This window comes from Pseudoalteromonas sp. P1-11, from assembly GCF_001399995.1.
GTDB lineage: Bacteria > Pseudomonadota > Gammaproteobacteria > Enterobacterales > Alteromonadaceae > Pseudoalteromonas > Pseudoalteromonas atlantica.
Genome location: NZ_LJSP01000004.1, coordinates 77,721 through 90,677, shown reverse-complemented (window position 1 = coordinate 90,677; position 12,957 = coordinate 77,721). Strand labels below are relative to the sequence as shown.

Annotated in this window: 10 protein-coding genes; 4 read left to right on the top strand and 6 right to left on the bottom strand. The window is 40.0% G+C overall.

Translation table 11 applies throughout. From position 1 onward, the window contains the following. Positions 1 to 90 precede the first annotated feature (90 nt). Positions 91 to 1,023 carry a 23S rRNA (adenine(1618)-N(6))-methyltransferase RlmF gene (gene rlmF / locus AN390_RS08590; RefSeq protein ID WP_055253904.1) on the top strand — a complete coding sequence of 311 codons (933 nt, stop codon included), beginning with the start codon at positions 91 to 93 and terminating at the stop codon, positions 1,021 to 1,023. Positions 1,024 to 1,072: 49 nt separating this feature from the next. Then, on the top strand, positions 1,073 to 2,077 hold the full coding sequence (ltaE, locus tag AN390_RS08585; protein ID WP_055254387.1) for a low-specificity L-threonine aldolase: 1,005 nt from the start codon (positions 1,073 to 1,075) through the stop codon (positions 2,075 to 2,077). Here ltaE and AN390_RS08580 read toward each other — a convergent pair. From AN390_RS08580 to AN390_RS08555, 6 genes are all read right to left on the bottom strand, one after another. Further along, positions 2,060 to 2,644, bottom strand: a complete 585-nt coding sequence (locus AN390_RS08580; protein WP_004588785.1) for a thymidine kinase — start codon at positions 2,642 to 2,644, stop codon at positions 2,060 to 2,062. The two genes, ltaE and AN390_RS08580, sit on opposite strands and share 18 nt — an antisense overlap. Positions 2,645 to 2,745: 101 nt before the next feature. After that, on the bottom strand, positions 2,746 to 3,540 hold the full coding sequence (locus tag AN390_RS08575) for a hypothetical protein (protein WP_055253902.1): 795 nt from the start codon (positions 3,538 to 3,540) through the stop codon (positions 2,746 to 2,748). Between the two features lie 67 nt (positions 3,541 to 3,607). After that, entirely contained in the window at positions 3,608 to 4,078 is a 471-nt protein-coding gene (locus AN390_RS08570; RefSeq protein ID WP_055253900.1) for a methylated-DNA--[protein]-cysteine S-methyltransferase, read from the bottom strand. Then, complete coding sequence (locus AN390_RS08565) at positions 4,075 to 5,430, bottom strand: DNA-3-methyladenine glycosylase 2 family protein (RefSeq protein WP_055253899.1); 1,356 nt, start codon at positions 5,428 to 5,430, stop codon at positions 4,075 to 4,077. Before AN390_RS08565 ends, AN390_RS08570 begins: the two co-directional genes overlap by 4 nt. Before the next feature lie 128 nt (positions 5,431 to 5,558). Beyond that, entirely contained in the window at positions 5,559 to 6,044 is a 486-nt protein-coding gene (locus tag AN390_RS08560) for a GNAT family N-acetyltransferase (protein ID WP_055253897.1), read from the bottom strand. Positions 6,045 to 6,054: 10 nt separating this feature from the next. Beyond that, positions 6,055 to 10,812 carry a PAS domain-containing protein gene (locus AN390_RS08555; RefSeq protein ID WP_055253896.1) on the bottom strand — a complete coding sequence of 1,586 codons (4,758 nt, stop codon included), beginning with the start codon at positions 10,810 to 10,812 and terminating at the stop codon, positions 6,055 to 6,057. 422 nt (positions 10,813 to 11,234) lie between these two features. Here AN390_RS08555 and AN390_RS08550 point away from each other — a divergent pair, with 422 nt between their 5' ends. Together AN390_RS08550 and bfr are read left to right on the top strand one after the other, a co-directional pair. Beyond that, a complete protein-coding gene (locus tag AN390_RS08550) occupies positions 11,235 to 12,305 on the top strand; it encodes a PepSY domain-containing protein (protein WP_055253894.1) in 1,071 nt (356 codons plus the stop codon). A gap of 166 nt (positions 12,306 to 12,471) precedes the next feature. After that, on the top strand, positions 12,472 to 12,945 hold the full coding sequence (bfr, locus tag AN390_RS08545) for a bacterioferritin (RefSeq protein WP_024031963.1): 474 nt from the start codon (positions 12,472 to 12,474) through the stop codon (positions 12,943 to 12,945). Positions 12,946 to 12,957 lie beyond the last annotated feature (12 nt).

Below are 12,957 nucleotides of genomic sequence, written 5' to 3'. Positions count from 1 at the left end.
GTACCACTGTTAATTCTAAAGTAAATGGTTGCACTTTTTAGTGGGGCATTTGATACAATTGCGCCATTATTTAATTGCTAAATTAATGCTATGAAATCAAAACAAGTCACTAACAAACTCCACCCACGCAACCAACATTTACATGGCTACGATTTAGACATGCTATGCGATAAGCATGATGCGTTAACCCCTTTCATCATCGTCACCCCTGCGGGGAGTAAAAGCATTGATTTTACCAATAACACAGCAGTAAAAACGCTTAATCAAGCGCTTTTAAAAGCGCATTATAAAATAGATTTTTGGGATATTCCTGAGCATAACCTATGCCCTCCTATTCCTGGTCGCGTTGATTACATTCATTACTTGGCAGACTTATTAAGCGACGACAACCAACAAAATATTCCAACTGGCAGGCAAATTAAGGTGCTCGATATTGGCACAGGGGCCAATTTGGTCTACCCGTTAACGGGTAATCATGAATACAACTGGCACTTTACTGGTAGCGACATCGATGCAAATTCTATAAAAATAGCGAAACAAATCGCCCAATTTAATGGTTTAAAAATAACCCTTAAACACCAAAAAAACGCATCATCTATTTTTGAAAACATTATAAATCAAAAAGATTTATTTCATTTAACCCTGTGTAACCCCCCGTTTCACGCAAGCGCAGAAGACGCCAATAAAGGGTCGCAGCGCAAATGGAAAAACTTAGGGAAATCGCCTAAAAACACCCTTAATTTTGGCGGGCAAAATAATGAGCTATGGTGCGAAGGCGGCGAAGCACAGTTTATTAGCAATATGATTGCTCAAAGTGAGCAATTTGCAGAGCAAGTAATATGGTTTACCTCCTTGGTTTCAAAAAAAGAAACGCTTAAAGTGTTAGAAAATAAATTAAGCTCCCTCCCTATTGCCGAATATAAAATTATAGACATGGCACAAGGACAAAAAGTAAGTCGCTTTATTGCCTGGAGTTATTTTGATAAAGCCACGCGTGAACAAATTTTTGACGAGCTTGTTTAAACCCATAAAAACAATAAAGCCTGTAGTACTTAATAAAGGAATAACCACCATGATAGATTTTCGCTCAGACACGGTTACTAAACCTTCAAAAGCCATGCGCGATGTAATGTATAGCGCGCCAGTAGGCGATGATGTGTACGGGGATGATCCTAGCGTAAACCAGCTAGAAGCCTATGCAAGTGAGCGTTTTAGCTTTGAAGCCGCACTTTATTGTAGCTCTGGCACGCAAGCTAATTTACTTGCGCTTATGGCTCATTGCGAACGCGGAGATGAATATATTTGCGGGCAAAATGCCCATAACTATAAATTTGAAGGCGGTGGCGCTGCAGTATTAGGCTCTATTCAACCACAACCGATTGAGAATGAACCCGATGGCAGCCTCTGCTTTGATAAAATTGCCGCAGCAATAAAACCAAACGATAGCCATTTTGCCAACACCCGCTTACTTAGCCTTGAAAACACCATAGGCGGAAAAGTGCTCCCCCTTAGCTACTTAGCCAAAGCACGTCATTTTGTAAATGAGCACTCGTTAGCTCTGCACTTAGATGGCGCACGTGCGTTTAATGCAGCAGTTGAATTAAACGTTGATATTACAGATATAACCCAGCATTTTGACTCTGTTTCAATTTGCTTATCAAAAGGGCTAGGTGCTCCCGTTGGCTCGCTATTACTAGGCACAAAGGCGCTTATCACAAAAGCACGGCGCTGGAGAAAAGTACTCGGTGGTGGCATGCGCCAAGCCGGAATGCTGGCAGCCGCGGGGCAATACGCACTTGAAAATAACGTCTCTCGCTTAAAAGACGATCACGCTAATGCGCGTTATTTAGCAAGTAAGCTTAACGAACTCAATGGGTTTAGCGTTGATATGAGTAACACCACCAACATGGTGTATGCGCGCTATTCAAGTGAGTTAAATATAGCGCATATTAGCGAGCAATTAGCACAACAAGGCATATTAATTAGCCCAAGCAAACAGCTTAGGCTAGTCACTCATCTTGATATAAACCAAGATGATATAGATACTTTTATACGAGCCTTAGCGGCCCATATTTAACTCAGCCTTATAATGCTTGCGGCACACCGACACATAACGGTCGTTGCCGCCAATTTCTACTTGGTTACCATCGGCAATGGCATTGCCGTTTTCATCTGTACGCAACACATGATTGGCTTTACGGCCGCAATGGCACACTGTTTTAAGCTCAACCAGTTTATCGGCCCATGCTAGCAAGTACTGAGAGCCAATAAATAACTCACCTCTAAAGTCGCTTCGCAGGCCATAACACAATACCGGAATACCAAGTTCATCAACCACATCAGTCAGCTGCATAACTTGTTCTTTAGATAAAAACTGGCATTCGTCAACCAACACACAGTGGCGCTTTTTTTCGTTTTGCAGATTTTGGATCAGCTCAAAAACATTTTTTGACGCATCAAATATATGCGCATCAGCTTGCAGCCCGATACGAGACGATACTTTTCCTACACCAGAGCGGTTATCAATTGCAGCCGTTAAAATAACAGGCTCCATACCGCGCTCACGATAGTTAAACGCAGATTGTAATAAGGTGGTTGATTTACCCGCATTCATCGCAGAGTAGTAAAAGTATAATTGAGCCATTGCCGTGCCTTAAGATAAAAAGTGCGCTTATGCTACCTTAATATGCGATTAATACCAATTTCATATCGCTATTTTAGTTAATAAGCGCTTTGATTTTCTTATTACTCAACAGCTTGCAAGTATTTTATATAAATTTGTGCACTGTCAAAGCGCGCTAACCATTGCCATATCTCTTTACTAAGCTGGCTATTTTGCTGGTAAAACTGCTTTGAAAAAATTAAATAACCGTCGGTTGTTTCATAAGGTGGGTAAAGGGGTTTTACATCGCTCCCTTTATGTTGATAGCTCGACACTTTTAAGTCATCTACTTGGCATAAATCAACACTTGCCTGTACCACTCCTTTATCAAGTAATTCAAAAGCTTTGTCTTTTGAAAAAGTATTATGAATATAAAAAGGCTCTTCTTTTAGCGCGCTGTTTAAGCCATAGCCATTAGGAATGGCGATAGTGAACGCTTTATTTTGAAATACTTCACGTGTTTGCCATTGTTTATGAAAACGAGCTCGCCCTATTAAACAGCTACTAAAACGACTCACTGCAAATTTTTCTAGCAACACCCCTTTTTCGTTTGTAGGGTACACAGCAAAACGTTCACGCCCATCACGATAGCTGGCAATAACGGCATTAACACGGTTAAGTTCTAAATCGTTTAGGCATCTGCGCCATGGTTTTCTAACAAATGAAATAGCCACATTGGGTATGTCGGCATCCAGTTGCTTTAAAATTTCAATTGAGGCGCCAGGGTTATCTATAGGTACTTCTTGCCCAATGCCCAAAAACATAGGTGCAACGTCTTTATCTTCGTAGCAAAATATAAGTGTTTGAGGGTTAGCAAACACTGCTGAAGAAAACATCAAACCAAATATAAATAAATAATTTAAGCTGCTGATACTCATAATAATTTTTATTAGTAAATAATGTAAATTGTAGCTTGTGATAACAAAGCTGCCAGTGCTGTAACAGTTAAATTATCCCTTCATGCTTTAGTAGCCAACTTTTTCTCTCAAGGCCACCAGCGTACCCAGTAAGCTTTGAGTTTGCACCAATAATTCGATGGCATGGCACAATAATACTAATGGGGTTTTTGCCATTTGCAGCCCCGACTGCTCTTACCGCCTTAGGGTTATTTAATTGTTTAGCTATATCGCCGTAGGTCATGGTTTTGCCAAAAGGGACGCTGAGCAACGCTTGCCACACACCATTTTGAAAAGGCGTACCTTGCGTATCTAATGGCACATTAAAGGTTTTGCGCTGACCATTAAAGTATTCGTTTAATTGCTTTACGCAGATTAAAACCGCTTTATTTGTTACTTGCTCAACGGGTGTATGGGTGTAGTGTGTTTTTGGGTAAAAACCAACATAGCTCACTCCGTTTTCAGTCGCTTGAATAATAATATCGTCAATCGGACTCGAAATTGCGGTCTGTATAATCATGAAAGTTGCTGCCATAGTTGAAACGTTAAGTACGAGCGAAATGGAGCGCTCAGCTCTGGGTTAAATTGCTTAGCATTGATCAGCGCCTTTTTTACCCCGAGATCGCCGGCTAATAGTATATCTGGGTTACTTTGCCCACGCAGTTTCGCGTAGTTAACAGTCCACGGCCCTATGCCTTTTATATCGAGCCAATTATCCAAAACCCTGTTATTGGGGTTATCAGCGCAGTACTTGGATAAATTTTTTAATGCATTTTTGCGCGATTGCGGCATTTTAAAAAATTCAAAGTCGCATGTCGCTAAATCCTCAGGCTGTGGAAAATACACTTTACCTGCGTGTTTATCGCCTTGCTCTGCGACCAGCTTTGTAACTAAAGTGTGCGCTGCCCCCACGCTAACTTGTTGACCCAATACAGCGCGGATCCCCGCTTCAAAGCTTGACCATATCCCAGGTAAGCGTAGCCCTTCACTTAATGTAAATGCCCCATTAATACTATTTTTTAAGTGGCTTTCAATAGGGTTTATATCGGCATCTACATCAAGTACACGGCGTATATTGTTAATTACTTTTTGTAAGTGCTCGGTATTATTTATTACTATTTCAACTTTAAAATGGTTATTTTGCGCCTTAAAGTGCGCATTAAAATAACCTACCGCCCCTTTTAGCATAAATGTTCGCCCGTAACTGGTTGGGGTTATCCACTCCATAGGCTCTATTAACCGCTTTGACAAAAAGCTGTGCAAAGCCTGCCAATTGTAAGGAGGTCTAAAAGGGAGTGTTAATACAATCACTGGGGTTGCCTCTTTTTTTGATTTTCTGAGCTTTGATGGCGCTATATTTAATTGTTGTAGAAAAGCATCGTTAAAACGTCGCACACTTTTAAACCCAGCGGCAAATGCAATATCGGTTATGGGTAATGTGGTCTCTTGAATGAGCTTTTTAGCAAACTGACATTGGTTAAATAACCGATACTGAGTAACAGACACACCAAAGTGCTGATTAAATATGCGTCGCAAATATCGACTGGTAATACCCAAACGAGTAGCTAGCATTTCGCAATTACAGCTATCACCTAAATCAATTAACTGCTTAGCTCTAAGCGCGGTCGTTTTTACCCCCTGCCAAGCAGCGCTGCCCGGAGCGCTATCGGGCCTGCAGCGTATACACGGTCTAAAGCCTGCTTGCGCTGCGTTGTGCGCATATTGATAATACACCACATTTTTTTCTTGAGCGGTGGGCGCGGGGCAAATTGGCCGACAATAAATACCGGTACTTTTTACTGCAACGTAAAACAAGCCATCAAATCGTGCATCGCGGCTTTGCCGTGCTTTTTGCCAATACTGATTATTCATGTAGGGTCTTAATCAATAAAACGTACCTCAGCATAACAATTTTTAAAGCAGATACTGGCCGTTTTCGGCACTCATCTGCTTTTAAAAAAGTATTATACCAACCCACTTAATTAAGCGTTTTAGTATCACTATTGCTCTGCAAAATCGAGTAAGTCTTGGCCTGCTAGGCGGTAGATTATCCATTCGTTTTGGGCTTTTGCCCCAATGCTATTATAAAAATCTATAGCGGGTTTATTCCAATCCAATACTACCCACTCAAAACGTCCACAGTCGTTTTTTATGGCTTTATTAGCAAGGTGTTTCATTATTAGTTTGCCCGCACCATTGCCACGGCTATCGGGGCTTACGTATAAATCTTCTAGGTATAAGCCATTTTTACCCAGCCAGGTAGAGTAATTATAAAAATACACCGCAAAGCCAATAGGCTCATCATCTTCAAGGCAAATAACACTGTGTGCTGTTGCCCCTTCACTAAACAGCGTTTTTATAATTGCCTGCTCATCTGTTTTTACTGCATCGGGTTCTTTTTCGTAAATGGCCAGTTCGGTAATAAACTGTAAAATGGTTGGCGCATCGCTTTTTTTAGCGTCGCGTATTTCTATTTGCTTACTCATGTTATTAATCCTAAAAGTACTGCTCTATTTTCTCTTTTAAAATATCAAGCTGAATGGGTTTAGTTAAGTAGTCATCCATACCGGCATTAATACAACGTTCTTTATCTGAGTCCATTGCATTGGCGGTTAGGGCAATTATTTTTATTGCTTTGTGCTCATCCCCTGCCATACCGTCTCGTATATTAGCCGTGGCGTCAAAGCCATCCATTACCGGCATTTGGCAATCCATTAACACTAAATCAAAATACCCTTCGTTATGCTCACTTAAGGTATTTATGGCTTCTTGACCATTTTGCGCCAGTATCACTTCGCAATTTAGCTTTTTAAGCATCAGTGTAGAAACATGCTGATTAACGGGGTTATCCTCAACTAATAAAATTTTTGCAGGTGTGTCTGATTTTTCTTTTCTTAGTGACGAAATATACCCTGGGGTCACCAAAGGAAGGGGCTCGGTGTTGTCTGAGCTTGTAATAACCGACAACGCAGAAATTAAATCGGCGGTTGTAACCGGCTTAGGAAAATAAGCCTGAAAACCAATTTTTGAGTAGCGCTGAGCGCCTTCCATACCTGCAATACTGGTCATCATTACTAATGGCATGGCTTTATAGTCATCATGTGCTTTAAGCACTTTACACAGCTCCATTCCATCCATTTCTGGCATTTGCATGTCTAGCACGGCAATATCAAACATAGGCTGATCATTTTCTATGCGCTGTGCACATAGTTCAAGCGCCTGTTTTGCACTACTAGCAAGCGTAACATTAGCCCCCCAATGCCCTAATTGCTGAGAGATAACTAAGCGGTTTGTCTCGTTATCATCGACCACTAGTACATTTAAGGAACTCATATTGATATTAGGGATAATACGTTCTTTTTCGATGCCTTCAGCCACTTGCATGGTTGCAGTAAATTCGCTGCCTTTGCCTGGTTCGCTCGCCAGTGAAATTTTACCATTCATTAGCTCACATAACTGTTTACATATAGCAAGCCCCAGCCCCGTGCCTCCGTATTCTCGCGTGGTGGATGCATCCACTTGCGAAAAAGGGGTAAATAATTGCTGTTGTTTTGCTTCGGTTATGCCTATTCCTGAGTCTTTTACTTTTATATTTAGCAGTAGGTCTTGGTCGGTTTTTTCTATAGATGCACTCACCACCACTTCACCCTGACTGGTAAATTTAACTGCATTACTAATTAAGTTGGTTACCACTTGGCGTATGCGCCCGGGGTCGCCCATTAAATGTGAAGGCTCCAAGGAGACTAAATCTAAAATAATCTCAATGCCTTTTTCTTGTGCGGTAAAGGCCTGTGCCTCGGCTATTTCGCCAATTAAGTCGCGCGCATTAAAATGTATATGCTCAAGCTCAACTTTGCCCGCTTCCACCTTAGAAAAATCTAAAATATCGTTAATAACGCCAAGTAAAGAATGAGCACTGCTTTTAGCAATAGCGACCTTTTTTTCTATTGGTTTACTTAATGGCTCTAACTCTACCAGCTCTAACATGCCTAATACGCCATTCATCGGTGTACGAATTTCGTGGCTCATGGTTGCTAAAAACTGGCTTTTTGCTATAGCAGCATCTTGTGCTTGCACTAAAGCAACCTTTAGCTTTTCAGCGGTTTCTTTACGCTTTTGCGAGACCAAGGTACTACCGACTAACGTAGCCAAAGAGCGCAAGTAGGTTTCTTCGCTTTGCGTCCAAATGTGCTTAGCCCCTACAGTTTCTGCGCATAAAATACCTAAATTTCCATCGCCTGATGAAATAACCGCATCCAGCATCGACTGAATATTTAATGGTTGAGTATAACTTTGCGTAAATTCAATGGTTGCCTTATACGTATATACATCTTCAATTGCCACTAGGTTTTGCTCAAAAATAGCCTCATAGTAACTTGGAAAATCAGCCTTTTTAAGAACGCCGTCAAAATCTACAAATCCATCTTGTCGAGTATATAAACCATGGCACGCCATTTCGTCGCACTGCTTGTTAAGCATCCAAATAGAGGCACGCTCAACATTTAATACCTCTACCATCGACTTTATCGTCAGCTTTTTAACTTGCGCAACATCACTATTTTGTACCTCAGGCGAAACCGTTAATGACGCTAAATTTTTGTTATAGGCGTTTGCTTTTTCGCTTTCTAACTCTAGGCGTTTATGTGCATCAATACTTTGGAACGAGCCAAAGACACGCACACATTTGCCGTCTTTAAATTCCGCCTGCCCCATCGACTTAACCCAGCGCTCTTTACCGGTATAAGTTAAAATTATCAGCTCTACACTCCAGCTTTCGCCTAAAGTCACCGCACATTCAAACAACGTACTAATTTTATCGCGGTGCTCTCCTGGCTTATAAAAGTTAATGGCTGTATCAATGTTAGGTTCAAACCCGTCGGGAACTTCGTGTATGACTTTTACTTCGTCTGACCAATACATGGTTTGGTTTTCAAGGTTTATTTCCCATGCGCCAATTTGGCCTTGTTTACTCATTGCCTCAAGCAGGTTTTGTTGGCGGGTAATTTCTACTTGAGTATTATGGCGCTCAGTAATGTCTAAAATAAAGCCATCTAAATAAAGAACCTCGTTGTCATCACCATAAATTGCTTGGCCTTTTTCGTGTACCCAACGAATACTGCCATCATTTCTTTTTACTCTGTATTCAATAGACCAAGGCAGCTTTTGTGCAATACAGGTACTTACCTGCAGCTCAACATCTTGATCGCCATCGTGAATAATAGCGGCAAAGCTTAGTGTTTTATTATTAATAAAGTCATCAGGCGTATAGCCTGTTATGTCTTTTACTTGGTCACTCATGTACAACATGGTCCAGGCTTTATCGAACTTACATCGATAAATAACCCCTGGAATATTTTCCACCAAAGAAGCAAAGCGATCGCGGCTATACTGTAGCTCAGACTCTATTTGCTTGCGCTCGGTAATATCTAAATGTGTTCCAATCATACGACGAGGCGACCCATCTAGATTCCAGTCGACGACTTTTGCAGTATCGAGTACCCAAACCCAGTGGCCATCTTTGTGTTTCATTCGCGCTTCGCTGACATAGTAATCAGTGTCACCGTTAAAGTGCGCTTTTAGCTTTTGCTCTGAAATAACCAAATCATCGGGGTGTGCAAACTTATACCAAGTATTGATAGTGGTAGGTTCTAACTCGCTGAGTTTATAGCCTATTATTTCTGCCCAGCGATTATTAAAAGTCACTTTGCTGGTATCTATAAACCAATCCCATATTCCCACGGCGGTGGTATCTATGACTAACTGAAGCTGGGTTTTGTGCTGCTCAAGTTCAAGCTCTTGTAATTTTAATGGCGTGACATCAGTACGAATGGCTATATAGCTTTGCGGTTTTCCGTGCTCATCAAAAAATGGCGCTATGGTGGTGTCTACCCAATAAAAGCCGCCATGTTTTGCTTTATTACATATTTGGCCGTTCCATACTTCACCCCGTTTAAGGGTTTTATACATGCTTTTAAAAAAGCCTTTGTCGTGCCTTCCTGAATTAAGTAAACGGTGATTTTGACCTATAAGCTCATGTTCTTCATAGCCGCTAATTTCACAAAACTTCTTATTTACAAAGGTGATGGTGCCCGCTAAATCTGTTACCGCTACAATGGCATGCTCATCAAGGGCACTTTTTTGCTCATCCAATTGTTTAAACGCAGTTTGCAAAGCAGAGCGCTGCTTTTGCAGTATGCTCTGCTGCTCTTCTTTAAATGCCACCATTTTTTGAAGATCTACTGATAACCTATTTAACTCGAGACTATCAGTTAAAGTAGGCACCTTTACTTTCTCGCCATCGGTAATTCGGGCCATTACTGAGGTAAGCTGAATTAAAGGCTTAGATAAGCGCCGACTAAACCACCACGCTGCGCATAAAATGAGAAGTAAAGAAACTGCATTTGTAAAAATAGCCAGCTGCTTATAATAAGTAGAGTCTTTGAGCATAATATGCAAAGGTTTTGCTGCTAAAAGTTGCCACCCTTGCACACCTAAAAAATTTAAATCACTAATATATGCATGGTATGTCGTGCCGTTGGCACTGGCGTAATCAAACACTTGCTTACTGGTGAGTGCCGTTTGCGAAAAAACAGGCGCCTCATCTGCATTTGTTACTGAAGAGCGCTCTATTTTATTATTATGTAGTACAAAAAAACTCACTTCATTGTGCATGTTGTGAATGGTGTTTAAGCTTTTTAAAAGGCCATTAATATTTACTTCTGTGAGAATTACACCCTCTAGTTGTTGCGCCGAATTAAGCAAAGGCATAGCCACAATATTAAACTGTTTGCCATTTAACATAACAGAGCCAAAAGCGGCTGGCGTTGAGGTATTAACCGAATTTATAAGCGTACCAAGCTCACCTTTGTTTATCTGCCCGTAAGGCGAGATAATGGGCTGCTTAAGTGCCGATGCAGCTATAATTTCTATACTGTTTACAAAGTCATATTGATTAACAAAATGATTTATTAATTTGCTTTGTTCAAGCGGGAAGTTAGAAAGCTGATTTTTAAAGGTATATAAATCAGTAAGGTGATCATCAAACCATAAATTAGCAAACTCTGAGGCGATAGAGCTTAATTCATGAAGCTCTGCATTTGCATTTTTTTGCAAGGTATTATTAACGTGCTGTAAGCTAAACCAGGTCAGCAAGCAAAGTGGAACAATAGCAATAACTAAAAAAGTAATGATCAGCTTACTACGCACAGACTGAGCTGTGCCATTTAGCAGCCCATACTTTTTTCCTTCAACCATGCTATATATCCAATAACTGTAATTGTATTATTTATTACCTATATTAATGCACTAAAACCTAAAAGACGCAAGTTTTAGCCCCCAAAGCGTTTAAAATACATCACATAATTACAGTTTAAACATCAATAAGTTGCAATTAAAATTTACATGTAAAAATAAGCAAGAACGCAAACCGTGCATATTTTAATTTTTAGCTGGTATTTATTTCATTATTATAAAAATTAAAGCGCATTACTCATACGAACTTTTACTGACTTCAAGCCACTCAATTTATAAACTTTATTTAAGGGGCTAAAGCTTAGCGTGTTGTTCTCGGTTTTATATACAGTAGTTTGCTTACACAAAGGGTCACATTTTATAAATTGATAAACACCTGTTCTATCACTTACAATCGCTGTAACTGCTTATTATAGAGATTACTTTTGAAAATCTGGTTACGTCGAATTCACTTATACCTTGCCTTACTAAGTGGCCTTTTTTTGTTAATACTCAGTATTAGCGGTGCCATTTTACTCTATGCAAATGACATACAATATTATATTCAGCCCGATAAATGGCAGGTAGAACCACAAACCAAAACGCTTAGCCACGCAGAGTTAATCCGCGCAGTACAGCAGCAAACAGATAAAAAAATCACCCGCTTTATGCCCCTTAGTAACCCTAATGCCAGCTGGCAATTTAGATTAGGTGATGGCAGTAACGCCAGTGTGAACCCGTATACAGGCAAAGTAATTTTTCAATACCAAACAAATGACACGCTGTATGGTTTTACCCTTGCTTTGCATCGCTGGCTATTATTTGAAACAGACTCTGGTGAAAAACCGCTAAAAAACGTGGTCTCTGTATGCGCCCTATTATTAATAATAAATGTGTTAGTGGGTTTTTATTTATGGGTAAAGCCTAAAAACCGCCTAAAACGACTGGCGATTAAACCTAAAGCCAAATTTAAAGTACTTATGTATCAGCTACACACCGTGCTTGGTGTTTATGTTTTATTACCGCTATTGCTTATAGCCTTTACAGGTATCACCTTTAATTGGAAAAGCGCGACCAAAACATTAGTAGAAACCGTGGCATTTTCTCAAGTACAAAATAGGCCTAAAGCGCCAAAAGTGATAGCAAAATCAACAGCAAGTATTAACTACGACCAAGCAATAAATAAAGCCCTTGATGTATTTCCTGATGGGATTTTGTATCGTATTTACTTACCTAAAAAACACAATGACCCAATCGCTTTACGCCTGCAAAACCCAGGAGAAAGCCATGCTTATAGCTGGGTGTGGGTAAATCCATACAACGCTAAAGTGCTTAGCGCGTATGATGCCAGTAAAGCAAATGCAGTCACCCATGTATGGAACTTTAAATATGTGTTTCATACTGGCGCATTTGCAGGGCCGATTGTAAAATTTGTATGGCTTTTAGTATCACTGTCGTTAGCATTTTTTATACTCAGTGGTGTTTATTTATGGTGCAAACGGCATAAGTGGGTATAACATTACCCTTTAAATGAAAATGCAAAACTGTACATAAACCAAGCAATAACGCAAACTTAAATAAGAATCAAAACCAATTGTAAATTAATGATTTTTATAGAAAAACTTGCAAAATACGCAAATTTAACTACACTGTGCACAATTAAAATAGTTAAGGTGATTTATCATGAAAGGTAATCAAAAAGTAATCGATGCATTTAATACTTTGCTAGCCAATGAGTTAGCCGCAATTGACCAGTATTTTATTCATTCACGCATGTATGATGACTGGGGTTTAGATAAATTATATGTACGCCTTAACCATGAAATGGAAGAAGAAAAAGATCATGCTGATTGGCTAATCAAACGCATCTTGTTTTTAGAAGGCGTGCCTAACATGACTAAACGCCGTGACCTTTTAATTGGTAACGATGTAAAAAGTATGATGCAAAACGACTTAACACTAGAGCTTGAAGTAGTTGCATGTGTTAAAGAGGTAATTGCTATTTGTGAAGAGCAGCAAGATTATCAGTCTCGCGAAGTGTTAGAAAAGCTATTATTTGATACCGAAGAAGATCACGTTTATTGGTTAGAGCAACAACTTGGTCTAATTGATAAAATTGGTACGCAAAACTACCACCAAGCACAAATGGGCGAGTAAGGAGCATAAAGT

Bases quoted from the DNA above. Each gene is read 5' to 3' on its own strand.
- rlmF (WP_055253904.1), top strand. From the start codon at position 91: ATGAAATCAAAACAAGTCACTAACAAACTCCACCCACGCAACCAACAT.
- ltaE (WP_055254387.1), top strand. From the start codon at position 1,073: ATGATAGATTTTCGCTCAGACACGGTTACTAAACCTTCAAAAGCCATG.
- AN390_RS08580 (WP_004588785.1), bottom strand. From the start codon at position 2,644: ATGGCTCAATTATACTTTTACTACTCTGCGATGAATGCGGGTAAATCA.
- AN390_RS08575 (WP_055253902.1), bottom strand. From the start codon at position 3,540: ATGAGTATCAGCAGCTTAAATTATTTATTTATATTTGGTTTGATGTTT.
- AN390_RS08570 (WP_055253900.1), bottom strand. From the start codon at position 4,078: ATGATTATACAGACCGCAATTTCGAGTCCGATTGACGATATTATTATT.
- AN390_RS08565 (WP_055253899.1), bottom strand. From the start codon at position 5,430: ATGAATAATCAGTATTGGCAAAAAGCACGGCAAAGCCGCGATGCACGA.
- AN390_RS08560 (WP_055253897.1), bottom strand. From the start codon at position 6,044: ATGAGTAAGCAAATAGAAATACGCGACGCTAAAAAAAGCGATGCGCCA.
- AN390_RS08555 (WP_055253896.1), bottom strand. From the start codon at position 10,812: ATGGTTGAAGGAAAAAAGTATGGGCTGCTAAATGGCACAGCTCAGTCT.
- bfr (WP_024031963.1), top strand. From the start codon at position 12,472: ATGAAAGGTAATCAAAAAGTAATCGATGCATTTAATACTTTGCTAGCC.